The sequence below is a fragment of the Dyadobacter sp. LHD-138 genome (genome assembly GCF_030929615.1).
In the GTDB taxonomy this organism is placed as follows: Bacteria; Bacteroidota; Bacteroidia; order Cytophagales; family Spirosomataceae; genus Dyadobacter.
The window spans coordinates 1-24,521 of the sequence record NZ_JAVFVU010000035.1 but is presented as its reverse complement, the minus strand read 5'-3'; the positions used below and the strand labels follow the sequence as shown (position 1 = coordinate 24,521).

23 protein-coding genes are annotated in these 24,521 nt (G+C 43.0%); 11 read left to right on the top strand and 12 right to left on the bottom strand.

Features of this window, described 5'->3' with window-relative positions; genetic code table 11:
• Positions 1-24 precede the first annotated feature (24 nt).
• The 3 genes from RB622_RS23090 to RB622_RS23080 form a co-directional block, all read right to left on the bottom strand.
• Positions 25-774: a GNAT family N-acetyltransferase gene (locus tag RB622_RS23090; protein WP_308049070.1), complete on the bottom strand. Its 750-nt coding sequence runs from the start codon at positions 772-774 to the stop codon at positions 25-27.
• Between the two features lie 102 nt (positions 775-876).
• Complete coding sequence (locus RB622_RS23085; RefSeq protein ID WP_308049069.1) at positions 877-1,587, bottom strand: LytTR family DNA-binding domain-containing protein; 711 nt, start codon at positions 1,585-1,587, stop codon at positions 877-879.
• A 1-nt stretch (position 1,588) separates the two neighbouring features.
• Entirely contained in the window at positions 1,589-2,629 is a 1,041-nt protein-coding gene (locus RB622_RS23080; protein WP_308049068.1) for a histidine kinase, read from the bottom strand.
• A gap of 254 nt (positions 2,630-2,883) precedes the next feature.
• Between RB622_RS23080 and RB622_RS23075 the strand changes: the two genes are divergently transcribed.
• Positions 2,884-5,325 carry an outer membrane beta-barrel protein gene (locus tag RB622_RS23075; RefSeq protein ID WP_308049067.1) on the top strand — a complete coding sequence of 814 codons (2,442 nt, stop codon included), beginning with the start codon at positions 2,884-2,886 and terminating at the stop codon, positions 5,323-5,325.
• Positions 5,326-5,337: 12 nt separating this feature from the next.
• Here RB622_RS23075 and RB622_RS23070 read toward each other — a convergent pair whose 3' ends face one another.
• A complete protein-coding gene (locus RB622_RS23070; RefSeq protein WP_308049066.1) occupies positions 5,338-6,030 on the bottom strand; it encodes a DUF2461 domain-containing protein in 693 nt (230 codons plus the stop codon).
• A 257-nt stretch (positions 6,031-6,287) separates the two neighbouring features.
• Here RB622_RS23070 and RB622_RS23065 point away from each other — a divergent pair, with 257 nt between their 5' ends.
• Positions 6,288-6,788, top strand: coding sequence for an anthrone oxygenase family protein (locus RB622_RS23065; protein ID WP_308049065.1), 501 nt, complete (start codon positions 6,288-6,290; stop codon positions 6,786-6,788).
• A 35-nt stretch (positions 6,789-6,823) separates the two neighbouring features.
• Here RB622_RS23065 and RB622_RS23060 read toward each other — a convergent pair whose 3' ends face one another.
• Positions 6,824-7,828, bottom strand: a complete 1,005-nt coding sequence (locus RB622_RS23060; RefSeq protein WP_308049064.1) for an AraC family transcriptional regulator — start codon at positions 7,826-7,828, stop codon at positions 6,824-6,826.
• 241 nt (positions 7,829-8,069) lie between these two features.
• On the opposite strand from RB622_RS23060, the gene RB622_RS23055 reads away from it, so the two are divergent.
• The 4 genes from RB622_RS23055 to RB622_RS23040 all read left to right on the top strand — a co-directional run bounded on the left by RB622_RS23055 (position 8,070) and on the right by RB622_RS23040 (position 10,632).
• Positions 8,070-8,690: a YceI family protein gene (locus tag RB622_RS23055; protein WP_308049063.1), complete on the top strand. Its 621-nt coding sequence runs from the start codon at positions 8,070-8,072 to the stop codon at positions 8,688-8,690.
• 47 nt (positions 8,691-8,737) lie between these two features.
• Entirely contained in the window at positions 8,738-9,613 is an 876-nt protein-coding gene (locus RB622_RS23050; protein ID WP_308049062.1) for a c-type cytochrome, read from the top strand.
• A 106-nt stretch (positions 9,614-9,719) separates the two neighbouring features.
• Positions 9,720-10,160, top strand: a complete 441-nt coding sequence (locus RB622_RS23045; protein ID WP_308049061.1) for a GNAT family N-acetyltransferase — start codon at positions 9,720-9,722, stop codon at positions 10,158-10,160.
• A gap of 13 nt (positions 10,161-10,173) precedes the next feature.
• A complete protein-coding gene (locus tag RB622_RS23040) occupies positions 10,174-10,632 on the top strand; it encodes a GNAT family N-acetyltransferase (protein ID WP_308049060.1) in 459 nt (152 codons plus the stop codon).
• Between the two features lie 6 nt (positions 10,633-10,638).
• On the opposite strand, the gene RB622_RS23035 is transcribed toward RB622_RS23040, so the two are convergent.
• Together RB622_RS23035 and msrB are read right to left on the bottom strand one after the other, a co-directional pair.
• Positions 10,639-13,041: an ABC transporter permease gene (locus tag RB622_RS23035; RefSeq protein ID WP_308049059.1), complete on the bottom strand. Its 2,403-nt coding sequence runs from the start codon at positions 13,039-13,041 to the stop codon at positions 10,639-10,641.
• Between the two features lie 185 nt (positions 13,042-13,226).
• Positions 13,227-13,781: a peptide-methionine (R)-S-oxide reductase MsrB gene (gene msrB, locus RB622_RS23030; protein ID WP_308049058.1), complete on the bottom strand. Its 555-nt coding sequence runs from the start codon at positions 13,779-13,781 to the stop codon at positions 13,227-13,229.
• Positions 13,782-13,921: 140 nt separating this feature from the next.
• On the opposite strand from msrB, the gene RB622_RS23025 reads away from it, so the two are divergent.
• Positions 13,922-14,749: an alpha/beta hydrolase gene (locus RB622_RS23025; RefSeq protein WP_308049056.1), complete on the top strand. Its 828-nt coding sequence runs from the start codon at positions 13,922-13,924 to the stop codon at positions 14,747-14,749.
• Between the two features lie 201 nt (positions 14,750-14,950).
• On the opposite strand, the gene bshB1 is transcribed toward RB622_RS23025, so the two are convergent.
• The 5 genes from bshB1 to RB622_RS23000 all read right to left on the bottom strand — a co-directional run bounded on the left by bshB1 (position 14,951) and on the right by RB622_RS23000 (position 20,579).
• Positions 14,951-15,682, bottom strand: a complete 732-nt coding sequence (gene bshB1 / locus RB622_RS23020) for a bacillithiol biosynthesis deacetylase BshB1 (protein ID WP_308049055.1) — start codon at positions 15,680-15,682, stop codon at positions 14,951-14,953.
• A 57-nt stretch (positions 15,683-15,739) separates the two neighbouring features.
• Positions 15,740-16,816 (bottom strand): M23 family metallopeptidase, encoded by a 1,077-nt coding sequence (locus tag RB622_RS23015; protein WP_308049054.1) that lies wholly within the window; start codon positions 16,814-16,816, stop codon positions 15,740-15,742.
• Between the two features lie 86 nt (positions 16,817-16,902).
• Entirely contained in the window at positions 16,903-17,871 is a 969-nt protein-coding gene (gene trxB / locus RB622_RS23010) for a thioredoxin-disulfide reductase (RefSeq protein WP_308049053.1), read from the bottom strand.
• Positions 17,872-18,051: 180 nt separating this feature from the next.
• Positions 18,052-19,953, bottom strand: a complete 1,902-nt coding sequence (locus RB622_RS23005) for an OmpA family protein (protein WP_308049052.1) — start codon at positions 19,951-19,953, stop codon at positions 18,052-18,054.
• Complete coding sequence (locus RB622_RS23000) at positions 19,953-20,579, bottom strand: 7-carboxy-7-deazaguanine synthase QueE (RefSeq protein WP_409021831.1); 627 nt, start codon at positions 20,577-20,579, stop codon at positions 19,953-19,955. Before RB622_RS23000 ends, RB622_RS23005 begins: the two co-directional genes overlap by 1 nt.
• 101 nt (positions 20,580-20,680) lie before the next feature.
• Here RB622_RS23000 and mnmE point away from each other — a divergent pair, with 101 nt between their 5' ends.
• From mnmE to RB622_RS22980, 4 genes are all read left to right on the top strand, one after another.
• Positions 20,681-22,048, top strand: coding sequence for a tRNA uridine-5-carboxymethylaminomethyl(34) synthesis GTPase MnmE (mnmE, locus tag RB622_RS22995; protein ID WP_308049050.1), 1,368 nt, complete (start codon positions 20,681-20,683; stop codon positions 22,046-22,048).
• Positions 22,049-22,268: 220 nt separating this feature from the next.
• The gene (locus tag RB622_RS22990; protein WP_308049049.1) at positions 22,269-23,102 is read left to right on the top strand and encodes a helix-turn-helix domain-containing protein; all 834 of its coding nucleotides are present in this window, start codon (positions 22,269-22,271) and stop codon (positions 23,100-23,102) included.
• A gap of 232 nt (positions 23,103-23,334) precedes the next feature.
• The gene (locus RB622_RS22985) at positions 23,335-23,622 is read left to right on the top strand and encodes a phage integrase SAM-like domain-containing protein (RefSeq protein WP_308049048.1); all 288 of its coding nucleotides are present in this window, start codon (positions 23,335-23,337) and stop codon (positions 23,620-23,622) included.
• A 6-nt stretch (positions 23,623-23,628) separates the two neighbouring features.
• Complete coding sequence (locus RB622_RS22980; protein WP_308049047.1) at positions 23,629-24,219, top strand: site-specific integrase; 591 nt, start codon at positions 23,629-23,631, stop codon at positions 24,217-24,219.
• Positions 24,220-24,521 lie beyond the last annotated feature (302 nt).

Genomic DNA, 24,521 nt, shown 5'->3' with positions numbered 1-24,521 from the left:
GGCGGTAATTCCGCCCGGATAAAATCATATTCTGACTTTTCCAATCTGCATAAATCCTGCGATTCGTAACCCGGCTTTGAGCAAAGTTGCCTTTGAAGCCGGGTTATTGATATTACAGCGTGCGGCCGGGACTCTACCGGCTAAATAACATTCTTTTTTTATTTCCTGAATCAAAAAAGAACCAAACCCCATTTGTCTGTATTTTTCATGCACCTCCATGTACAAATCGGCGAAGGGCTTGTTGTAGTGCAGCAAAAAACCGCCTGTGGCAACCACATGTCCACCGGTTTCCACAACAAAGGGACCGTCCGGTTCGGATTTATGCTCGAAATAGTTTTCTCCTTCTTTTCGTGGTCTGAAAATCGCGTTATCGGCTTTTAGCGTGGTTAGCCGGTCCTCTTCAAAAAGAATTACGTCAGCAGTAACGTGATCGGTAAAGATATTGATCATTGAACACATGACCTTGTCATTGGTCTGGCATTCGATGTATGCAGCGCCCGAATCGGCTAAAAATGCAGCAAAAACTTTATCCAGGTTACTCCGGTAACTGGGAATGACGTAAAATTCAAAGGCGGTATCGCGGTCCTTTAAATCATCTTTCCCCTTGACAGCACCATACCCGGCGGGACGGCCGTCAACGGTGATAAGGTAGGAGTCTGACCAGCCGCGTTCATGGCAGGCATTGTATCGGATCTGGAAATTGTTTTCGGCAAGAAACAGATTGCGAAAAGGCAAAATTTCAGCCAGTGCGGTTTTTATGATCTGGACCTTCATTCGTTCTGATTTTACATTCCTGATTTAAAGATGCGCCGTTATTTCTCAGAAATCTTCAATATGTATTCATATGTAAATTTGAAATCTGTTAGATATTACAATTTACAGGCCGATGCTTTTCATGAAAATTTCCCGGTAATTATTGCCGATCGGTATTTCGTATTTTTCGATAAAAACCCGGTTTCCTTCGATATGGGTTATCTTGGATTTGTTGATAATGAACGAGCGGTGCACGCGGAGGAAGATCGCTTTCGGTACCAATTCTTCAAAATTTGAAAATGTCATAGCCGGTAAAAGCGTATTTTGTGCCGTAACAATTTTTGTGTTATTGCCGTTGGCCTCGGCAAAGAGCAGGTCTTCGAAACCTATTTTAAAAATTTTGCCTTCTGTTTTTATAAAAATGTAGTCGTCGGTTTTCGCGGTGTTGGTTTCTATTGGGATTTGCGGCTGAACCTGCAATTTTTCAACGGCCTTATCAACCGCGATCAGAAAGCGGTCGAACGAAAAAGGTTTTAACATGTAATCGCAGACCGCAAGATCAAAAGCATCCAGGGCATATTCCTTGTAAGCGGTGGTGAAAATAACAATGGGCTGATTTTTAAGCGTTTTCAGAAAGGAAATGCCGCTCATAACGGGCATGTTGATATCCAGAAATAAAATGTCAACGCTTTGCTGCTGTAAGATCAGTTTGGCGTCCAGCGCGTTTGCACAGGAATCCACCACATGCAAATAGGGCAAATGGGCGCAGTAAGCCTGCACAATATTTCTTGCAATAGGTTCGTCGTCAACGATCAGGCAATTGATTTTTACCATTCTATTTCATCTTTAATTGTAATATCACCTGGTATGAATTCGCTTCATTTTTGATCTGCAATTCATGCTGCCCGGCGTATAAAAGTTCAAGTCTTTTGTTGACATTGGCTAAGCCGAAGCCACTATGTTTATTGATCAGTTCATCATCTTCCAGACTAACGCCACATGAGTTTTTGATAGAAAACAGAATAGAATCGGCCCAGATTTTAAGTTGGATATCAATAAAAATCTTTGGTTCTGCCGTATTTTTTGAGTGTTTAAATGCATTTTCTATAAAAACGATCAGTAGCATCGGTGCTATTTTAATATCGTCACGGGTTATCGTTTCGAAATCCGTTGAAAGTACGAGCCGGTCGCCAAGCCTGATTTTTTCAAAGTCAATGTAGTTGCTAACATAGGCCATTTCGTCTTTTAACGGCGCAAATATTTCTGTGGCGTCGTAAATCGAATAACGCAGAAGATCCGATAATTTCAATAGCAAAGGCGGTACTTTTTCATGCTGGGTGATCGAGAGCCCGTACATGTTATTGAGCGTGTTAAACAAAAAATGCGGACTGAGCTGCGATTGCAAAAGGTGGAGTTCGCTTTTGTTGTGGGCGGCCAAACTTTGTGCTTCGCTTAACTGATTTTGCGTGACTGCCCTTACAATTTTGATCAGTATCCCCAGGGAAACACTCAGAATCACAAAAGGTATCCAGTAAAGCAGAATATTCAGCGCGCCGCGGCCTTCGAACGGATATTCAGCATGAAGAAAAAGTCCGATGATGCTCACGACGATCAGTACTGAAAGGAGTATGACGAGACCGGCCGGTAACGCTTTTAGTTTTGAAGTCCAGGTGGAAACAAGATATCTTCCCAAAAAAACACCGGCAAAAAAACACATCGTGACGGCCGTAGCAACGGCTTCGTCTTCATGGACATTAATTGCGTGCACGAATGAATTTGCAGCCAGCCATACAGGTACCGCGGCAATGGCGGTCAGAATGAAATACAAATAGTCCTTCGGAGCCAGGTTTTTGATATCGTTACTTAGATCGTTCATATCATTTTCGTTTGCCCTTGATTTTAATAACTGGCTGTAAATTTCAGTAGCCGGGGCAAGGCTTATAAATTCTGCTGACGAATAAACATTAATTCCTGACGGAAACCCTTTTTGGGCCTTTCAATCATTTTAACATCCGAAAATCTGGATCTGTCAGGCTTTTCGCAGGGTTCACCAACATTGTTTTATGCCCTGCACGGCGCTATCCATCTTTGTTTCATAAATCTGTTAGCCAACATTTAAAAGTAAACAAGATGTTCAAACTAATCACTTTTCTCATTTGCTGGTTTCTGACGCTGGAAACCTTTGCCCAGTCCAAAATGATTGCCGGGACTGTGAAAGATACGAAAAACGAAGTAATACCGGGCGCCATCGTGAAGCTGCTCAGGGCCGCAGATTCTACTATGGTAACCGGGGAAATTACAGATGACAAGGGAAAATTCCAGTTTTCTAAATTTTCAAACGGCGTTTATTTTTTGGCAATAACAGCCATCGGGCAAAACCCCTACAAAAGCGTTTTGCTGACAATAGACGATATGCACAGCCAGATCATACTGCCGGTGATTCTACTTCTTCCAGCACAAAATATTAATCTTAATGAGGTTGTCGTGAAGGCAAAACGGCCTTTAATTGAGCAGGACATCGATAAAACGATAGTTCATGTGGAATCCATGATCAGTGCTGCGACCAGTAATACGTTGGAGGTTTTGGAAAAGACGCCGGGGATTATGCTGAGTGTCAACGGGGAAATAAGTCTGAATGGCCGGGCTGGTGTGCTGGTACTTATCGACGGCAGGGCAACGTATATGTCCGGTCAGGATCTTGCCGCTTATTTAAAGTCGATTCCGGGTGGCGTTCTTGATAGGATCGAACTGATCGATAATCCGTCGGCTAAGTATGACGCTGCGGGTAATGCAGTCATCAACATTCGTTTGAAAAAAAATAGGGCGGGAGGTTTTACAGGAAGCCTTTCGGCGGGTTATTCACAGGGACGTTATGGAAGGAATAATGATGCGTTAAACTTGAATTACCGTTATAAAAAATTGAACGTGTTTGCGAACCTGGGGTATGGTTTTGAGAAAAATTACACAGACGAAAACTGGGACAGAAGGTTTTTTGATACCGCGAACGCGTTAACATCGTCGGTGAAACTGGAAAATGATCAGATTTACAAAAACAAGGGCTTATATGGTAACCTGGGACTGGATTATTCCGTTTCGGAAAATACTACCTATGGTTTTCAGGTAAATTTCAACGGCTCCCGAAGGGACGGCAGGCTGGATTACTACAGTGATTATTTTAATGCAAATCATGCGCTTGAGGCAGTCGGAATGGGTAATACGGTGGGCGGCGAAAAAAGGAAAAATCTGGCGACAAACTTTAACTTCGTTCACAAATTTGGTAAAAGCGGTAGGGAGATTTCCGGTGATGTGAATTATCTGAACTACAATACCAGAGGTAACCAGACGCTGGACAATTTTCTATATCAGCCGTCTGATTCTTCAACAACGGCAAACCGATTTATCTATCATATTCCTTCTGATATTAACATTTATACCCTGAAAGTTGACTACGTTCAGCCGTTCAAAAACAAGGCCAGGCTGGAAGCCGGTTTCAAATCCAGTATTGTGGACAACGACAACATCGTGAATTATTACAACTTGACCGGAACATCAGAAAGCATCGATTACGGTAAATCCAATCATTTTAAATACCATGAGAATCTCAATGCGGTGTATATCAATTCACAAAAATCCTGGAAACGGATCGGGGTACAGCTTGGATTACGGGTTGAGAATACACAGGTCGTTGGCAACCAGCTGGGTAATGAAGAAGTTGCGGGAAACCGTTTTACTAAAAATTACACCAGATTATTTCCCAGCATTTTTTTGCATTACAAACTCGATTCACTCAATAAAAACGCGCTGACATTTAGCCTGACCCGAAGAATATCGCGACCGAATTATCAGTTGCTCAACCCGTTTTTGTTTTTCCGTGACAAATACTCTTATACCGCCGGGAATTCTGATCTTAATCCGCAGTATCAGTATCGGTTTGAGCTGAAATTTACCCACAAGCAGTTTCTGCGTATGGGGTTGAGTTACAATAAATTCATCAATACGATTCTGAATGCGACAGACGTCAGGGACAGTGTTTTTATCACCAGACCGCAAAACATAGGAGGCGGTTTTATGCTGCTTTTATCAAACGGAATTTCGTTATCGCCGGCCAAATGGTGGAATATGAATCTGGAAGCGTTGCTGTCCAGAATCGGGGTTGACGGATTTGTGGATGGTAAAAAGCTGGATTTGAATACCTATATGGCCCGGATTAATCTATACAATCAGCTGACGATCAACAAGAAATGGAGTGCGGAGTTGGGTGGGTATTATGCGAGCCGGGACCTGGCCGGACAAGGTTTTACAAAAGGCATGTTCAGAGCTTTTGTAAGCATTAAAAAACGGATCTGGAAAGACAAAGGCACGGTCAGACTGAGTATGGAAGATATTTTCCACTCATGGGTTTATCACAATCATTCGGAGGGGCTTAAACAGGCAGATTATTTCCAGAGAAGTCAAACCGATACACAAAGAGTAGGGCTGGCCATGACTTATCGTTTTGGAAAAGAGACTTTTGCCAGAAAACGCAGGCATAGCAACAATGCTTCTGATGAGGAAAAAGGAAGAGTAGAATAGTACAAAAAACGGTCAGATGTCAAGACCGTTCATATCGGTGGTCAGTACGGCACTCATGTAATCGAAAAAAGGGCGCATATTTTTGAAAGTCTGGTTCACTTCCTGTAAAAAATCCGGACTAAGTACCTCCTGATCGGAGAACCGCTTCATGAGCAGGAACTGTTTGTAACGCAACAGGTCTATCGCCTCGTGATTCGCATCAAAGCCCTTCGGTGAGGTCTTGACCTGTTCTCCGTGCAAGGTGCCAAAGGTATCCAGGAATGATTGGGCATTGAGAATATTTCTCAATGGCGTGGCATCGAAACTGATATCATCACGGACCCGTTTTAAATCTTCCGGGTTTGGCCCCCAAAAACCGCCGCCGATAAAGCTGTTGCCCGGCTCGATATGAAAATAATATCCACCCCGAAGTTGTTTGGTTGCGCGGGCGAAACTCCCGCTCCAATTGGTTCTATAAGGAATTTTTTCTTTCGAAAAACGCGTATCCCGGTAAATGCGGTGAAGACTTTTTTTGCCGGAAGGCGTCTCGATCAGATCGTGTTTACGGAGTTCTGTTAGCAAGGCATCAGCAAAGATTTCAATAGCAGTTTGCTGCGCAATAAATTCCTCCTTGTGTGCATTGAACCAATCCCGGTTGTTATTCTGCTCTAACGATTTCAAAAATTCCAGGCTCGATGCGGGGATTTGCGTTTGTTGTGTTGACATTTTACTGGAAACCTTAATGATTAGAAAGATGGATTGTCGAAGCTTAGCGGTACGGCGACATTAGGGGAATTGCAAAAACTCAGGTAAAGTTCCATGAAAAAATATATAAAATACCTGATTCAACAGCTTATCTTTAGCGTTCGTGTTCCGTGCAGACTGTTAAAAAATAAATTTGAAAGAAATTTGCGATCGGATTTGTTCTATTTTTTGTCGGGTGTTCGTGCATTTTTGTTATCAAATTCAAACCTACTCAAGCTATGATGTCAATTGCCAATTTCGTTTTAATGATGACAGCCCTGACGACCGCTTTAATCGCTGGTCTTTTTTATGCCTATGCGTGCTCTGTAAACCCCGGACTGGCGCAGCTTGCTGATGCCGAATATATTGCGGCCATGAAATCGATCAACATAGCCATTGTTAATCCTGTTTTTATGTTCAGTTTTATGGGGACGTTACTTTTGTTGCCGTTGAGTACTTTTTTGCAATATCAACACGGTGTGTCCACGCGTTTTTGGTTTTTGCTTGCCGCAACACTGGTGTATGTGATCGGGACTTTTGGCGTTACTGTGGCGGGAAATGTACCCTTAAATGAAACGCTGGCACATTTTGATTTACAATCAGCTTCGCCAGATGTTATTGCCAGACAAAGAGCCGACTTTGAATTGCCCTGGAACCGTTTGCATACGATCCGTACGGCTGCTGGAATTGTCTCTCTTGTGCTCGTAATTCTGGCATGTCTGGACAGGAGCGGAGAATAGCAGGATTTCGCTGCTTCTGTTACTAAAACCTGAAATTAGACCAGTATCGATCTGCCTTTGTGCTGATAAACAGAGGGACTGACACCCATATACTTTTTAAAAGCGATAGAAAAATGCTGGGCATGTTCGTAGTGCAGGATACCGGCTACTTCGTCTACTGAAAGCGTGCAATTGGCCAGTAAATTACCGGCATATTCCATGCGTAATTTGCGTAAATAGTTGAAAACGGTCGTGTTGAACAATAATTTAAAGCCTTTTTTTACCTTGAACTCGTTGAGCAGGCAAATTCTGCTTAACTGCGTCAGGTTGAGATCGCAAAGAAAATGAGTGTCCAGATAGTTTTTGAGCTGGTGAAGTTTTTCTGCTTCGTCTGCGCGGATTTCTTCATGTTCAGACACTGTTTTACGAAATTGATCCATCTGAAGGGCGAGTAGTTCCAGAACCCTGGACTGCAAAAGAAGGTTTCGCATCGGGCCGGTTTCATTTGCATTTCTGATGGAATCGATCAGCCGAAGCATGTAAGGTGTGGTTTCCGGGTTAATCCGGTTTCCTGAAAAAGGTCGGTTATGTTGCAGATCATCGATAACCCGGTCGCTCCATGCATCTGAAAAATCCAGGCAGGAAAGGAAAAAATCCCGCTGTAAACTAATATGCAGCATTTCTACTGCTTGATTTGCCGCTATTCTGCTTACATCTTTTCCCTCGGGAGAATACACCAGATTGTGATAATTCGGGCGCATATTTAATTCATGGCTTAGTCCTGAAAAACAGGTGTCCAGCTTTCCTTTCATGAAAAAATTGATGTTGATTGTATCCGTTGCGTCAACATCGCGCAGCTCCGAATCATTAAGCATCTCAAACCGCATATCGGTGACCTGCATATAGGGCGTTGCCGTGTGTGCAAAATTGATCCGGCCAACGGAAGGGTGGAAGTAACCCGGGGAGGTTTCTGGTTTCGCAGAGGTACTGTCAGTTAACGATTTAGGGGGTGGAAGGGGCTCAAAACTAACGATGTCCGCAGCATCAATTACAAACACCATAACAATTTTTGATTTCTACTTTTAAAAAAAATACAATTTTGTAAACAAAAATAGAGCTTTTTGAATCTGTACCGGCAGATTTTACCACAAATGACTTTAATAGTTATTAACCGGTAATGGCATGTTTACACCTGACGAAAAAATCCTTTTTGCGTATCCGGTATTCCATTTTGCGTAGGTTGATATGGATTTTGAATGATGAATTTTGCATCAGTAATAAACACAAATCAATCTATTAGTCATGAAAAAGAAACTTTTGCTATTGGCCGCTATCCCGGCATTTTTATGGAATTGTACAGATCACGATCCCGCTTCATCAACAAAATTCACCCTTAATCCTCAGTCAGTCGCTGAATGGAAGGGATTTTTAAAAACCGGTTATTTTAACAATGGTACGATTGCCGTTGAAAGCGACGACATCATCGTGCAGGATGGGAAGGTAAAAGGTGGCTCGTTTACCATTCCCGTTTCATCCATTATTAACCTGAATCTGCCAACTGAGCAGGTTAAGGAACAATTGGTACACCATCTTCAAAGTGCTGATTTCTTCAACATGGCCCTGCATCCCGATGTGACGTACAACATCACGGATGTTACCCCGTATTCAGGATCAAAAGAAGGGGACGTTGCCGGAGCAAACTACCTGGTCAATGGCAATTTGACAATCCTTGGAAAAACCCATCCGGTATCTTTTCCAGCTAAAATTGTGATTGCTGGAAATCTTTTATCGGTAGAAGGAAATGTCAAATTTGACCGGACGAAGTGGGGGATCACTTTTGCATCGGATCCTGATTTGGCACCAGAAAATTACATTGAACCGATTGTTGAAGTTCATTTGCAACTGTCAGGGGAGAAAAAATAGGAATCGTGTTGTCTGGTTGTCGGACAATTTTAAAAATATCATTAGCCATGATCATAAAAATATTAAAATGGGCAGGGATAACGCTGCTGTCGGTAATCGTTTTGCTTGGGGCGGGTTACGGTTTGATCGCCATGAATATTAAAAACAGGACGGTCAAAGAATACAGGTTTGAGAATGAAGTTTTAGACATCAAATCGGATAGCAGTACGCTGGCGCGCGGTAAACATCTGATCGCTATTAAAGGCTGTCAGGATTGTCATGGCAAGGACCTTTCCGGCAAGATTATGATGGATGACGGGGCCGTTGGGCGACTTTCGGCCAGTAATCTGACAAGGGGGAAGGGAGGGCTTCCATTGGATTACAGCTCGGTGGACTGGATAATGGCGCTTCGCCATGGTATTGATAAAACCGGGCAGCCGCTGATTTTTATGCCTTCGCATGAAACGACGCTGTTGTCCGAGCAGGACATGGCAGCCATTATTGCCTACTGCCAGACGGTGCCGGACGTAGACAACGAACTGCCACCGATCGCGCTTGGGCCGGTTGCCAACGTCATGAGTTATTTCGATAAAATGCCCTTGTTTTCCGTTGAAAAAATTGATCACAGTAAACCGATGGTGGCAAAGGCGGATACGGCAGAAGGTGTAAAGCTGGGCGAATATCTGGCTGTGTCGTGCAGTGGCTGTCACCGTCCAGATTTTAAGGGAGGCGATCCCCTGGCGCCCGGATTGCCGCCGGTTCCGGATATTACGTCGAGCGGGAATCCTGGCAAGTGGACGCAGCAGCAGTTTCTGCAAACATTACGCAGCGGAAAAACGCCTGATGGCCATCAGATGAAAAATGAGGATATGCCCTGGCAGATGACCGCTCAGTACGAAGATAAGGAGCTTGCTTCCCTGTATCAGTTTCTTCATGCCAGATAATTAAGAACCGCTCATTCAACTTATGATTATTAACGGATATTATGTCTGAATGAGTTAAATACTGCACAAAATATTATATTGCAGCTCAACGAAGGGTACTTTTAGCATGTCACTTTTTATTTATTCACCATCCCGCGAGGACTATTTTCAAATTACAGAACTTTGGGAAGCATCAGTCCGGGCCAGCCATGATTTTCTTGGCGAAGCCGATATTCAATTTTTTAAACCGCTAATTCTTAGTGAATATCTTGACGCTGTGGATTTATTCTGCGTTAAGGATAAGGAGGGAGAAATAGCGGGTTTTATCGGTCTGGCAGAAGATAAGGTTGAAATGCTGTTTGTACACCCATCGTCTTTTGGAAAAGGGATTGGTACGTTTTTGATGCAGTTTGCAATCCGTGAAAAAGGGGTTGCGAAAGTTGATGTAAATGAGCAAAATCCCAGGGCCGTGGATTTTTACAGGCATATGGGCTTTGAGGTAATAAGTCGTTCGGAAACGGATGGTTTAGGCAAACCTTTTCCAATTTTGGCTATGAAACTGCAATAATTATTAGTGTCGCATGGAGATTAAAAAATACGAAGAAAAGCACAAAGCCGCAGTGCTGGAACTGCTGAGGTTAAACACACCGGAGTACTTTGCACCGGATGAAAAGCAGGATTTGATTGATTATCTGGACAATCACCTGGAATATTATTATGTCGTTGAAATGGAAAATAAGGTCATGGGTTGCGGAGGCCTGAATTTGTCCGAAGATCCTGAAACGATCAGGATTTCCTGGGATATCATTCATCCGGAGAGTCAGGGAAAAGGACTGGGCAGCCAGCTCACTAAATTCCGGATTGAACGTATCCGCGAAATGGGAGGCATCAATATCGTGTCGGTCCGTACATCGCAGCTTGTTTACAAGTTTTACGAAAAATTAGGTTTTGAGCTAAAAGAGGTTGCCAAAGATTTTTGGGCCGAGGGCTTTGATATGTACCGGATGGAATGTCACATCGACTCTTTTGTCTGGAAATAACCTGATTTATTCGGTACGGATGGCCTTAACCGGGTTCATCAGCGCGGCCCGGAATGTCATCATGCCGACAAGGGCTGTTACGATGAAACCAAAAATAAACGTAATGGCTGCAAAATTTGTCCATCCGATCTCAATACGGTAGGCATAATTTTGCAGCCATTTGTTGAGACCCAGCCAGGCAAGTGGAAACGCAATGAGCAAGGCGACCGTCGTCACGATCGCGAATTCTTGGAGAAAAAGTACCACAATACTAGCACCCGAAGCGCCCAAAACTTTCCTTATACCAAGTTCCTTGGTTCTTTTTGAGACGTTAAGTGACACCATTCCGAGAATTCCCAGCAGTACAATAATAATGGCCAGGATTGTGGCAGTACCTGCGGCCTTTTTCAGCTGTATTTCCGATTTATAAAGTTTCAAAAGCGTATCATCCATAAACACATACTCAAAAGGCGCGTCCGGCATCAGCTCCCGCCATTTTTTTTCAATATCCACGAGTGATGAGGAAATGTTGTCGGGTGGGATTTTAAAAGAAAGATACCGGTAAACGCTGGTTGTTTTAATGTGGACGAAAGCCAATGGTTTAATCTGCTGATGCATGGATTCGAAGTGAAAATTTTTCGTTACGCCACCAATGATTAAAGGTGTACTGCTGAAATGAATCCGTATTTGCTGGCCAATTGCTTCCTGGGGACTTTGATACCCCAGCGCTTTTACAGCCGCTTCGTTGATCACAATTTCGTCCGCTTTGTAGGTTCCTTCTTTGGCGTGGAAGAATTTTCCTGCAAGCATTTTAAGTTGGTAGGTATCTGCAAATTTCTCGTCCGTTGAAAGCATCTGTGTATAAACGGCCTGCGTGGAATCCTGACCGGTTTTGTATAAGCCGTTACTGTTTCCAAAATTCCCGTTTGGTATTTCATAAGACAAACTGACTTCCGATACATTTTTCAGCCGTGCCATTTGATGGCGGATCGATTCCATTTTCGTGACTCCTTCCGGTGTCCAGTCGCGGGGGGCAGCCACGGATACAATAGATTCCTTGTTGTATCCCAGATCTTTACTGAAAAAATAGTTTACCTGTTTGGAAATCAAAGCTGCGGCCGCGAAAACAAACAATGCAATGGAGAATTGTGCCACGATCAGGATTCTTCTGAACAAAATATTTTCCTTCACCGAACGGAGTTTTCCCTTCACAGATTCAATGGCGGGAAGTGACGAAAGGACAAATGCCGGATAAATACCGGCCAGCAAAGCAATGATTGCGGTAAAGGCGATAACCGTCAGGATTGAATAGGGCAGCAAAGCAAAAAACGAACTGATCTGTCTACCCAGAATATCTGCAAAATAAGGCCGAAGCAATTCATAGCAGCCAATAGAGCAGACCATAGCAACGGCAGCGAGGATGATGGATTCGGCCAGAAATTGTTTAATAAGTTGACTTTGAAGGCTGCCAAGCACTTTGCGGACACCAATTTCTTTTATCCGTGAAGATGAATTACCGATCGTAATATTTACAAAATTGACCACAGCCATCAACAGTATGAAAAGAGCAACACCTGACAAAGTGTAAACCATTTTTCTTGCCAGGCCGTTGTTTTGCAGCATGTAAAAGTCGGCTAGTGGTGTCAGATATACTTTCAGATTCTTCCTGATATTTTCCGGCGTGTTTGTCGTTAAAAGCTGATTTATGGCTTTGTTCAAGTCTTCTTTTTTTACCCCTTCTTTCAGTTCAAGGTAGGTGATCATGTATGGAAAGGTCCAGCTTTCCGCATTTTGACGGCCTTTCAGACTGCCGAGTGGAATGAAAATACTGGCCGGGGATTTTAAAAGATTGGTCACGGAATTGTCCGGAAGCGCTTTGAGCACGGCCGTGATCTTGTATTCCTGTTTTTGTCCAATGAAATTGTCCAGATTAAGCGTCTGCCCGAGCACGTCGGTTTTTCCGAAATATTTGATGGCCTTTTCCTCGGTAATCGCTACTGCATTGGGTTCTTGCAACGCCGTTTTTATATCGCCATGCAGCAACAGAAAACCGAAAATGGAAAGAAAAGTGGAATCTCCCGCCTGCACGTCCTCCCGAAAATGTTTATCGCCGTTTGAAACGGCAACCGTTATGCCGTCGAAACGGTAGTAATTAGCAACCAGATTTGGATAATTTTCTTTTAGTGATTTACCCAGCGGCCCAAGTGTTGCAATTTCGATGCCCATGTTTTCATCCGTCCATTTGCTTTGGAGGATGTACTGATTTTTGGGATTTTTCAGCGTTGCATTAACCTGCAATTCACTCCATACGTAACTACCGATCAGGAAGGTAAAAGTCATGCCGGCAGAAAGACCTAAAATACTGACCAGTGAAAAGAATTTACGTTTCAGAAGATTTCGCCAGGCGATCTTGAAGTAGTTGTGCAGCATGGAAGTTGTCAGGCCAATTTGAAAAGTATCATGTTTTCCAAAATTAGTGGAGTCCCGGCGGGTAATCTAACACGACTAAGGGATTTAACGCTTTTTAACTTTTGGTTGTCTTTAGGACAAAAAGCAAACGGCGCTAAAATCAGGGTTTCCGATTTAGCGCCGTTTTAAGGTATTTTAAACTTTGGTTATTTCCCGCTTGTTGACTTTTTCTGCTTTTTGGAATAACCTTTTTCTGCGGTTTTGGCTTTCTCAAAATCAAGCACCACCCCGTTTATACAGTACCGTAATCCCGTTGGCGGCGGGCCATCTTCAAAAACATGTCCAAGGTGTGATTTACAGCGTCCACAGGTTACCTCCGTTCTGACCATACCCAGGCTTGTGTCTTTGTGGTAAAGAATCGAAGTTTTACTGATCGGCTTATAGAAACTTGGCCAGCCGCATCCGCTGTCAAATTTGGTGTCGCTTTGAAAAAGCGGATTGCCGCAAACAGCACAGTAGTAAGTGCCAATTTCTTTGGAAGTTTCAAATTTGCTGGAAAAGGGACGTTCGGTGCCTTTCAGGCGGGCTATATTATAAATTTCAGGCGAAAGTACTTTTTTCCATTCCTTATCCGACTGATTTACCTTCGTGGTGTCGGTGTGGGAATAGACCGGACTTTTAGCCTTTTGTTCCTGACCATAACAGCTTTGAAACCATAACCCTGAGATCATCAGAGACCATATTATCAGTTTATTTTCCATGATCGTCCGCTTTATTTTTTCTAAGATATACGAAAATTGAATACGCAAAGATGTAACATATTGATATTTCAGCTTGTTCCGGTAGATTACAGTTACTATATGTTTATTTTTACAAAATTGGCTACTTTGATAAAATTACAATGTTAAAAATCACAGTACTACTGCTATTATGTCTTTCTTGTTCTTTCACACAAGGAAAACAGGTTATTGTTCCTTTGGCAGCTAACGCGGTAATCGATACACTTTTAGATGTTGGCGGCCACAGGCTACATTTCAATGTTAGAGTGGGCAAATATCCGGCAATTATATTTGAAAATGGAGGTGGTGATAACTTAACAGTGTGGAATGAAATATTAGATTCCATTTATAAAGCTACGGGTGCTACTTTAATTACTTATGATAGAGCTGGTTGTGGTGGAAGTGAACTTGATTCCAACCAAATATCCTTAACGCAGCAGGTGAAATCGTTAGAAAATGGCTTAAGAAAGTTAAATATTGAGCATAATTACTTCCTGGTTGCTCATTCAATGGGAGCATATTTTTCGACAATATTCGCAGAACGTAATTTTAGAAATGTGAAAGGGGCTGTTTTCATTGATGCCAACCATGTTGCGTTTTGGACGGACAAACAAACCAGGGAGTACTGGGTTCAATATGAGCCATTAAAGCAAAAATTTAAAGTAGAAAATATTGGCGTTTACTGGTTAATGAAAAATGCCCGGCAGAACGCAGTTGAGATGCGTAAAATTTCATTTCCTTCAACCGTTCCGGTAATTGATATCTTAGCAGAGAATCCACCCTGGGAATCAGCAGAGGAGTTAAGACTTTGGCGGCTTGCACACGAGCAATTTGTTGCTAAGGCTTCGAATCGTAAATTGATTAACAGCAAAGGGACAGGTCATTATATCATGAGAGACAAGCCGGAATTCGTAATTGATATCGTTGCGAACATGTACAATGGACAATGAGCAGTCTAAAAAAAGACTTACAACAAAGCTGTTTGAATAGCCCTTATGATGCTTTTTACAGTGACAACCGTCACGAAATCTTTTGATTTAATCCAGCATTTTCAAACGATCATTGTCTGGTTTGTTACCCCAAAATAACAGAAAAGCCTGAAATCAAAAATTTGATCTCAGGCTTTTCTGTTATCCGGTGGCAATAACCGGTCAGATAAATGACGAAAGGTCCTGAACGCCCAGCATGCGGCGTGTTGTAAATCCTTCGCCATATTTAACACCAATGGCATGTCCCATTTCCTCGGCTCTGGCTATGATAAATTCCAGAAAAGCAGGGGAAGAGATATAACTCTGCGGTTCATTGCTGTTTACATCATACTCGGAATTGAAAAACTGGCTTTTGAACGCACGGATCGCCTCAATTTTCAGTTCATGGAAAGCAGTAATATCAACAACGAAATCGGGCTTGATATAGCGATCCTGAATGGCATGAAAAACAAGGCGCGGCCTCCAGGCTTCCTGTTTACTGCCCAGTTCGTCAAAAGTTTCAATCATTCTTAATCCGGAATAGAAACAACTGTCGGCTACCAGTTGCGCTCCGCGTCCGTGATCAGGATGGCGATCGTCAATGGCATTCGTTATGACAATATCAGGTTGGTACTTTCTGATGTATGGGATAATTGCTTTCTGCTGTGATTCTATATTCTGGAAAAAACCGTCGGCAAGGCCCACATTATCCCTGATTTTAATATTAAGGACGGCTGCGGCATTGGCGGCTTCCCGGATGCGGCCTTCCGGCGTACCTCTGGTACCAAGTTCGCCACGGGTAAGGTCCACAATCCCGACTTTTTTGCCAAGTGCCATTTGAGCCAGTAAAGTACCGGCACAACAAAGTTCCACATCGTCGGGGTGTGCAGTTATGGCAAGAATATCAAGTTTCATTGGGCGTTTTGCTTTGCTACTGTAAAAATAAAGCCGGAATTAATCCGGCTTCCCTTGTTATTTGACTCTTATTTTTTGTCCCAGGCGTAAAGTTGACCGGGTTGATATTCGGTTCCTTTTGGCAATAGCCGAAATGGAAACTCCGTATTTTGACGCGATGGAAGAGAGTGTATCACCTGAGCGCACTTTATGCAAAATCGAACGCGTGTAGGCGGCCGGCGCATCACCTGCGTCAAACTCGCTTTTTGTCGCGCGGCCGCCCCGAAGGTGGCTCCATGCATTGCTGGTCAGCAAAAAGTGATCTGATTTGATCTGCGCATTTTCCCAATCGTATATATTTCTGGGGTCAAACGGATTTCCTTCGTAGCGGTTTTCATAATGTAAGTGAGAACCTGAACTACGGCCTGTATTCCCGCCAAGCCCGATCACCTCACCAGCTTTGACCAGCTGGCCTGATTCCACCAATTGCTTGGAAAGGTGTCCATAAAGTGTTTCCAGGCCATTGTAATGACGCACGAGAATGAATTTTCCATAACCGCTTCCGTCCCAGGCTACAATCCTGACCATTCCGTCATACGATGACCTGACCGTGTCACCTGTTTCCAGATCAAGGTCTGTACCGTTATGCCAGCGTCCCCAACGATAACTAAAATTAGACGTCGTCGGTGTTTGCGGCATTGGTGTGCTCCACATCCGGTTTACAGCAGGATTATACAAAGTCAGATCGACAGGTTCGTCAAAATCAAGCGGGCTTAAACCATATGGATTGATTGTCCGGGCGTCCCAGATTACATAATATTCAGCAGATTTTACCCATTCGTCTCCCACAAGAAGCGAATCGACAACTTCCACGACATTGGTTTCACCTTCGTCAATGGTTGCAGTATCTTCACTGACAACGGGATTAAGAGGTTTTACGGGTTCAAACTGGCTCTGGAATTTTAAGGTAGAGGTTTCTACCTGGTATTCGTCCTCGGGCTGCGGCGTTCCTACTTTGGTTGGGCCTTCGTTGGCATTACTTCCTGCCTGATTAATTTTGGGGTTTTTCTTGAACTTTCCTCGCTCTTGTGCTTGCGTGTTCCAGGGGATCAAACACACGACCATTAGCAAACCTACAATAAGCTTTTCTTTCATAAATATTATTAATATATCGGGCTACCAACTGTGTTTTGCACAAACTGGTAGCCCGACTTTACATGTCTGAGTTGTCCGGGTTATTCTTAATTTGTTTCAAGGATATCGTCAGCAATCACCTCAACCTCCCGCTCCATCAGGAAACGTTCAGCATCCAAAGCAGCCATACAACCCGTACCAGCGGCAGTTACCGCCTGACGGTACACATTGTCCTGTGCATCACCACAGGCAAATACACCCGCTACATTGGTATGTGAAGAGCCCTTGACGGTTTTGATATATCCCGTTTCATCCATGTCAATGGATCCTTTGAAAATCTCGGTGTTAGGCTTATGCCCGATCGCAACGAAGAATCCTGTTGCTTCTAGTACGCTTTCTTCCCCTGTTTTATTGTTTTTTACGATAACACTTTCCAAACCTTCTTCACCATTCAGTTTCACGGTTTCTGTGTTCCATAAAATCTCAATGTTTGGAAGCGTTTCAAGGCGTTTCTGCATGATTTTTGAAGCACGCATTTCGTCACGACGAACGACCAGATACACTTTACGGCACAATTTAGCAAGATAACTCGCTTCCTCGGCAGCCGTATCGCCGGCGCCTACTACAACGACATCCTGGCCGCGGAAGAAGAAACCATCACAAACCGCACAGGCCGATACGCCTCTTCCGTTTAATCTTTCTTCGTCAGGCAGGCCAAGCCATTTTGCAGAGGCACCTGTTGAAATGATCACCGAATCAGCTAAAATTTCTTTTTTGCCGTCAATGATCACTTTACGCGGATAAGACGTGAAATCAACCGCAGTCGCCATCCCGTAACGAACATCCGTTCCGAAACGTTTTGCTTGTTTTTCAAAATTGATCATCATCTCAGGGCCGGTAATTCCGTCCGGATAACCTGGGTAATTGTCAACTTCTGTGGTAATGGTTAGCTGTCCGCCCGGCTGTGCGCCCTGATACAGGACAGGGTTAAGGCCGGCTCTTGAAGCATATATGGCAGCGGTATAACCGGCAGGGCCGGATCCAATAATAAGGCAATCTACTTTTTCAGATGTCATGTTAATTTCTTACTTATAATAATCAAATTCTTTAATTCAACGTCTGTACAAGGGAGAACCGGTTGAACCTGTTCTTTGTAATTGTGTGCTAAAAAGTTTACGCTGAAATTTTGCACTCATGTAGGGTAACATATGCTTATAGACAAAAGTGCGAAATTTCACTTCTTTATGCAAATATTCTTACAAAACCCGCCACTCAATCCGACGATTCTTCTGCCGGTTTTCTTCCGAATCATTTTTAGCCACGGGTCGTGTCTCTCCGTATCCTTTGGCTGTTAATCTGGCGGCCTCAATACCTGACTGTTGCAGGTAACTCATCACCGATTGCGCCCTTTTTTTGGAGAGTTCGAGGTTGACCTGATCCGTCCCGACATCGTCCGTATGTCCGGATATTTCGATGCCGATCTGTTTGTTGTTTTTCAGGAAATCAACCATCAGGTCAAGCTCTACTTTGGATTTATCATCCAGCGTAAATGCACCGGTATTAAAGAAAATATTGTTTAAAACCTCAATCCGGTCTTTCTCAATCCCTTCCATCGGAATATCCAGATTAACCGAAGATGCTGAATCTGCTACCGAAAATGTAAGGCTTTTAAATAAATATCCGCTTTTGGAGACATAAAAGGCGTACTCACTTCCTTTGTTTAACACCGCCAGGAAATGACCCGTTTGAGCGTCCGACGAAAACTCCGCGACTTTCTCCTGCTTTTTCAGATCATAAAGCTCAATGCTGGATGCCAGCGGTTTCTGCGTTTTTTTATCAAAAACTTTCCCTTTGGCATATCTTGTCGGTGTGATCAGGTTTTGAAGCGTATCAGGCAAATCGAATGTATACAACAGCGAGCGGCCTTTGGATTTATCCGAGCTGTCGTCGGTGTAATAGGCTTTTTTACCATTGGCCGAAATAAAAAGAGCAACCTGATCTGCCAGCGTATTGATAGGGTATCCGATGTTTGTCGGCACGGACCATGTGGTATCTACTTTTTGAGAAAGGAAAATATCAAAACCGCCCATGCCCGGCAAGCCGTTTGATGCGTAAAAAAGTGTTCGGCCGTTGGCGTGGATGAAAGGTGCATTTTCATCATCCGGCGTATTAATTCCTGCGCCAAGATTCTTCGGTTCCGACCAAAGGTCTTTTCCTTTCAGCACGGAATACCAAAGGTCGGATTTACCTAAACCGCCCCGCCGGTCCGATGCAAAATACAAAACCCGTCCGTCGGCTGACAAGGAAGGCTGCGACTCCCAGTTCCGGGAATTAATGCTTTCTCCCAAATTCTGAGGCGCGCTCCAATCGTTGCCCTGTTTTTTTGAAATATACAAATCACATCCGCCATAGCTGTCAGGGCGGTTGCAGGCAGTCAGGACCAGCGTTATGCCGTCTGCCGAGATGCTGCATGTGCCCTCGTTATTGGTGGTATTGATGGATTTGGAAATTTGCTCGGGAACATCCCATCCGCCTGGAATACGGTGGGTTATATAAATATTTTCGTCCCGATTTTCGGTCAAACCCGTAAAAATGAGCGTTTCATCATCAGCGGTCATCACGGGAAAAAACTGAGAATTTAGAAAGTTGATTGTATCGCCCATGGGTTTTTTGCGCACTTTCAACGGGTGCAACAAGGCTTTCTGCGCGAAACGGGCCGAGGCCGTACTTTTTTGTGCCAACCGTGCCAATCCTGATTTTGCAGGGGCTAAGGCCAGTGCTTTTTCAAAATAAACAATGGATGAATCGTATTTTTCAGCATTGAAAAAATTGCTTCCAAGCCATTGGTAAGCCATGGAAGACTGAGGATCGGAAGGCCGGAGTGTTACAAAACGCAGAAAATGTTTCCGGGTAAGCTCTGTTTTTTTTTGCAGCTCATAAATCTGCGCCAGTCGCAAATGTAGTTCGGCATTGTCCGGATCGGTTTCTTCCACCTTTTCAAACAGCACCATTGCTTCATTTAATTGTCTGGCCTGCCAGGCTTTTTGGGCTTTGTCAAAAGTCTCCCGCCCACGACGGGACAATGGCGCATCCTGTGCATGGCCAGGTGAAGGATACAACCAGACTAAAAACAGCAGGCTCAGCAGAAAGCGGTACATTACGGGATATTCATATATTTATGAGTCTGTAACGACATTTTCCATTTTGGATTGTCTTTGATATAATCAATTATCAAAGGCAGCATTTGCTCATGTTTACTCCATTCCGGTTGCAGCAATAACGTACAATCGTTGTTAACCAGCGCGGCGTGTTCTTCGGCGAATTCAAAATCACTTTTATTATAAATGATCGCTTTCAGCTCGTTGGCATTTGCGTAAATATCGGAATGCGGCGTTTTGAATTTCTTGGGAGAAAAACATACCCAGTCCCAGTGTCCGGTAAAAGGGCATACCCCGGAGGTTTCAATATTGGTTTGAAAGCCTGCAGCCCGCAGGGCGCCCGTCAGTTCGTCGAGGTTATACATCAAAGGCTCTCCGCCGGTGATGACGGCAAGTCGGCCAGGGTAGGCCAGTGCGCCTTCCACAATTGTATTGATCTCCTGTTTTGGATGCGCATCCGCGTCCCAGGATTCTTTTACATCACACCAATGGCAACCGACCTCGCATCCGCCTAGGCGAATGAAATAGGCGGCTTTTCCACTATGCTGGCCCTCTCCCTGCAAAGTGTAAAATGCTTCCATGAGAGGAAGCTGACTGGTGACGATGGGTAATGTTTCAGTTAGCAAAATTCAAAAAGTAAATAAGCAATGTATAAAATTGGGTACTAAGATAGGATGTAACAAAATAAATCCTGAAATAATTGCCGACTGCATGCCATCTTTGCATTATGATCAATAATCCAATACATCAACAGGAAGCAATTTGCGCATTGGCAACACCATCGGGTGTAGGCGCAATTGGGGTAATACGCGTTTCCGGACTTAATTCAATAAGTATAGTAAACGAAATTTTTAAGGGAAAAAACCTGAATCAGGTTGAAAGTCATACTGCACATTTCGGGACAATTCAGTCCGAAAGTGAGCTTATTGACGAAGTGCTGGTTACGGTTTTTAAAACACCAAAATCTTTTACGAAAGAAGATTCCGTAGAAATTTCCTGCCACGGCTCTGATTATATCATTAAACAAATCCTCAAACTCCTGATCAAAAAAGGAGCGCGCATAGCACGCCCGGGGGAATTTACCCAACGTGCATTTTTAAACGGACAATTTGACCTGGTGCAGGCTGAGGCCGTTGCGGATCTTATTGCTGCGGATTCAGAGGCCAGTCACAAAACGGCTTTGAATCAACTGCGGGGAGGTTTTTCGAAGAAACTGGCATCCTTACGTACAGAATTGATTCATTTTGCTTCTCTAGTCGAGCTTGAACTGGATTTCGGTGAAGAAGATGTTGAATTTGCGGAACGCGACGATTTAAGGCAATTGATTATCAAGCTTCGGAAGACAATCGCACCGCTTATCGAATCATTTGATTTCGGAAATGCGTTGAAAGAAGGCGTTCCGGTCGCGATTGTCGGTTCGCCCAATGTTGGAAAATCAACATTGCTTAATGCGCTTTTAAATGAAGAAAAAGCCATTGTAACCAGTGTGGCCGGTACAACCCGTGACGTGATTGAAGACACAATGGTGCTGGAAGGATTAAAATTCAGGTTTATTGATACGGCCGGTATTCGCGAAACGACCGATCTGGTTGAATCGATTGGTATTGAACGTTCCCGTGGGGCGATGGAAAAAGCCGATATCGTCATTTTCCTTTCCGACAGTGAAGAAACGTATTTGCAAAACAAACAGCTGGCAAAAGAGCTTTCGGGCAAAAAGGATATCCTTTGGGTACTAAATAAACTGGATATCAATCAGGGAATTTTGACCAAGTTACAGACCGATAATCCTGAAATGATAGGAATTTCCGCCCAAACGCAGGAAGGGCTCCTGGCGCTGACCAATACCCTGGTCGCTCGCGTGTATAGCCAGTCTGCTACGGATACCGTTGTCACCAACCTTCGCCATTACGAACATTTACTGAAAACCCAGGATGCTTTGAACGAAGTGATCAATGGTTTGGACACGGGAATCACTGGGGATTTTCTGGCACAGGATATCCGGTTGTCGTTGCATCATTTGGGGGAAATAACAGGAACGATTGTGACGGATGATTTGCTGGATAATATTTTTAGTAAGTTTTGTATTGGAAAATAAGAGCACAAAGTAACTGTAAGTAAAAATAAATAGACGATTTAAAATTAGGCTATTAGTCAAAATTTTCAACCGTTTATTTTTGATTATTTGCTGCTATTTTGATTATATTTGTCCCCTATTTGTCCCTCAAGGACGCTAGTTCAAAATATATAACATATAATTCATCGTATGTTGTATATTAACACTACTTAAATTAACTTATTTAAACTTATTGGTATTTATGAGTAGTAATATTGCTGTTAAACGTAAGTGTGAATTTTGTGGCAATGAGTTTACGGCGAAGAAGACTGTAACAAGATTTTGCGGGTTGCAATGCAATCGTAAATTCTATAAGTTGAAAATAAAAAATGAAAAGATAAAGCGGAGTAATCTTGAGACCAATGATCTAAATTTTAAACCAGAAACCTCTCTTTTAGCAAAAGAGATATTAACCGTCGAGGATGTTGCTAAGTTACTGAAATCGTCAAAGAGCGCTATTTACGATATGATAAATAGTGGCCGGCTTAAATCAACCAAATTGTCAGTCCGAAAAACCAGGATACTTCGATCAGACTTTCTAGCTTTATTTGAGCAACCGAATCTTATCGAAGATAGGCCGGTCAAGGAAAAAGCCAGGAAAATCGATGATGAAATTCATGGTGAGTTTGATGTAGGTTATAGAATAGCAGAATTGATGCCCGTCTTTAAAAAATCACGGGATGCACTTTATACATACCTTAAAAAGAATAATATTCCCAAGGTTAAAATTGGGAAAGAAATATTGTTGTCAAAGGAGGCTGTAAATAAATTGTTTCGTAAATTTAGGGAACCAAAATCTGCGGGTAATGATGCTGAGCGAAAGGCAAATTTACGTTTGGCGAATAAAGGTCTTAAAGTGGCAGATTGTTATTCAATCGAAGAATGTGTGATGATGTTTGGAAAAAGACGTGAGTTGTTATATGGCATTTTTAATCGTCGCGAAGTTCCGAGACTTAAAGTCGATAAACACATTTATGTTTCAAAAAAAGCAGTTGACAGAATATTAAGAGGGAAGAAAGGAGGGGAGGAACTGTGAGCAAGGTAACACTAAGACGAAAAGCAATAGGGAAGGGAAGAAACACTCTGTTTCTAGACATATACCCTCCGATAGTTCATCCTGATACAGGCAGGTTGGCCAGAAAGCATTATTTGATTATGATAAGCCTAAAACCGAGCTTGAGAGACTTCATGATAAAGAAACCATTGAGTTAGCTGAAACGATTCGTGCCAGAAGACAACTTGAAGTTCAAAACCGGCGGTTTGACTTCTTGTCTGGAAGGATACTTAATGGTGATTTCGTTAGTTTTTTTGAAGATCAAAAATCAAAACGAAAATCTTCCAACAGTGAGAACTGGCGGATGGCTTTAAATTATTTTAAGAGTTTTGCAGGTGAGAAAGTGCTTTTTCCGCAAATCAATGAAACGTTTTGTGAAGAATTTGCAGACTATTTGCTATCCGCTCCGGGTATTGGCAGGACAGGTAGGGAAATTTCGATAAATACAGCGGTTAGCTATTTTGCGAAGTTTAAGGCAACTTTGAAAGAAGCGTATAAATAAGGATTTTTGTCCAGCAATGTAGGAGAGATGGTTGAAAGTATCTCTCCCAAGGATACTCATCGCGAATTTTTGTTTCTGGATGAATTACAACAATTGGCTAATACGAAGTGTGAGTCAGAAGTAGTCAAAAAAGCTTCCTTGTTTTCAGTCTTAACAGGTTTGAGGTTCTCTGACATCAATACACTTGAGTGGAGTGAATTACGGGGATCTGCCGGGAACCGCTATATTCAGTTCTCGACTGATAAAACAGGGAGTGCAGAGTTTTTGCCGTTTTCAGATCAGGCCTACGCGCTTCTGGAAGAAAAAGGTAATGGCAAAGTTTTTCAAGGACTGAAATATTATCTTGTAGACACGGTGCTACCGGATTGGCTGAAAGAAGCAGGTATAGACAAGCATATCACATTTCATTGTTTCAGACACACTTTCGCCACGCTTCAGTTGGTCCTTGGAACTGATATAGTTACCGTCTCAAAATTGCTTGGACATCGCGATATCAAAACCACCATGATTTATGTTAAAATTGTGGATAAATTAAAAAGAGATGCTTCGCATAGAATCAAGCTTAATATTTCTGGGGAGTGGTTATTGGTCGCGTAAAATTCGAATTACTTATTTATTCAGTGTGTAAAAATTTACAAAATCGAGGTGGTTGGTATTGACCTACCAAAATGGAGAAATTGATATTTCGTCAAAATAAATCTGAACAAACTTCGATTTGGTAAATCGACCTGCTTAACTTTCATTTTCTGTTGTTCATCTGGATTATGCACGGACACTATCCGTATGCGTCCGATAAACACCATATTTGAACGGATCTGGATATCAGGTAATCTTGCCTCATGAAAAATGAGACAGAAAAAATGCGTGATCTGTACGATCAGTGGCAGACGCAAGGTATA

What these genes read in the sequence shown, in the direction of transcription:
- RB622_RS23045 (WP_308049061.1), top strand. Translation starts at nt 9,720, where the DNA reads ATGTCACTTTTTATTTATTCACCATCCCGCGAGGACTATTTTCAAATT.
- RB622_RS23065 (WP_308049065.1), top strand. Translation starts at nt 6,288, where the DNA reads ATGATGTCAATTGCCAATTTCGTTTTAATGATGACAGCCCTGACGACC.
- RB622_RS23085 (WP_308049069.1), bottom strand. Translation starts at nt 1,587, where the DNA reads ATGGTAAAAATCAATTGCCTGATCGTTGACGACGAACCTATTGCAAGA.
- bshB1 (WP_308049055.1), bottom strand. Translation starts at nt 15,682, where the DNA reads ATGAAACTTGATATTCTTGCCATAACTGCACACCCCGACGATGTGGAA.
- RB622_RS23005 (WP_308049052.1), bottom strand. Translation starts at nt 19,953, where the DNA reads ATGTACCGCTTTCTGCTGAGCCTGCTGTTTTTAGTCTGGTTGTATCCT.
- trxB (WP_308049053.1), bottom strand. Translation starts at nt 17,871, where the DNA reads ATGACATCTGAAAAAGTAGATTGCCTTATTATTGGATCCGGCCCTGCC.
- RB622_RS23040 (WP_308049060.1), top strand. Translation starts at nt 10,174, where the DNA reads ATGGAGATTAAAAAATACGAAGAAAAGCACAAAGCCGCAGTGCTGGAA.
- RB622_RS22990 (WP_308049049.1), top strand. Translation starts at nt 22,269, where the DNA reads ATGAGTAGTAATATTGCTGTTAAACGTAAGTGTGAATTTTGTGGCAAT.
- RB622_RS23080 (WP_308049068.1), bottom strand. Translation starts at nt 2,629, where the DNA reads ATGAACGATCTAAGTAACGATATCAAAAACCTGGCTCCGAAGGACTAT.
- RB622_RS23015 (WP_308049054.1), bottom strand. Translation starts at nt 16,816, where the DNA reads ATGAAAGAAAAGCTTATTGTAGGTTTGCTAATGGTCGTGTGTTTGATC.
- msrB (WP_308049058.1), bottom strand. Translation starts at nt 13,781, where the DNA reads ATGGAAAATAAACTGATAATATGGTCTCTGATGATCTCAGGGTTATGG.
- RB622_RS23075 (WP_308049067.1), top strand. Translation starts at nt 2,884, where the DNA reads ATGTTCAAACTAATCACTTTTCTCATTTGCTGGTTTCTGACGCTGGAA.
- RB622_RS23090 (WP_308049070.1), bottom strand. Translation starts at nt 774, where the DNA reads ATGAAGGTCCAGATCATAAAAACCGCACTGGCTGAAATTTTGCCTTTT.
- RB622_RS23060 (WP_308049064.1), bottom strand. Translation starts at nt 7,828, where the DNA reads ATGGTGTTTGTAATTGATGCTGCGGACATCGTTAGTTTTGAGCCCCTT.
- mnmE (WP_308049050.1), top strand. Translation starts at nt 20,681, where the DNA reads ATGATCAATAATCCAATACATCAACAGGAAGCAATTTGCGCATTGGCA.
- RB622_RS23025 (WP_308049056.1), top strand. Translation starts at nt 13,922, where the DNA reads ATGTTAAAAATCACAGTACTACTGCTATTATGTCTTTCTTGTTCTTTC.
- RB622_RS23055 (WP_308049063.1), top strand. Translation starts at nt 8,070, where the DNA reads ATGAAAAAGAAACTTTTGCTATTGGCCGCTATCCCGGCATTTTTATGG.
- RB622_RS23050 (WP_308049062.1), top strand. Translation starts at nt 8,738, where the DNA reads ATGATCATAAAAATATTAAAATGGGCAGGGATAACGCTGCTGTCGGTA.
- RB622_RS23035 (WP_308049059.1), bottom strand. Translation starts at nt 13,041, where the DNA reads ATGCTGCACAACTACTTCAAGATCGCCTGGCGAAATCTTCTGAAACGT.
- RB622_RS23070 (WP_308049066.1), bottom strand. Translation starts at nt 6,030, where the DNA reads ATGTCAACACAACAAACGCAAATCCCCGCATCGAGCCTGGAATTTTTG.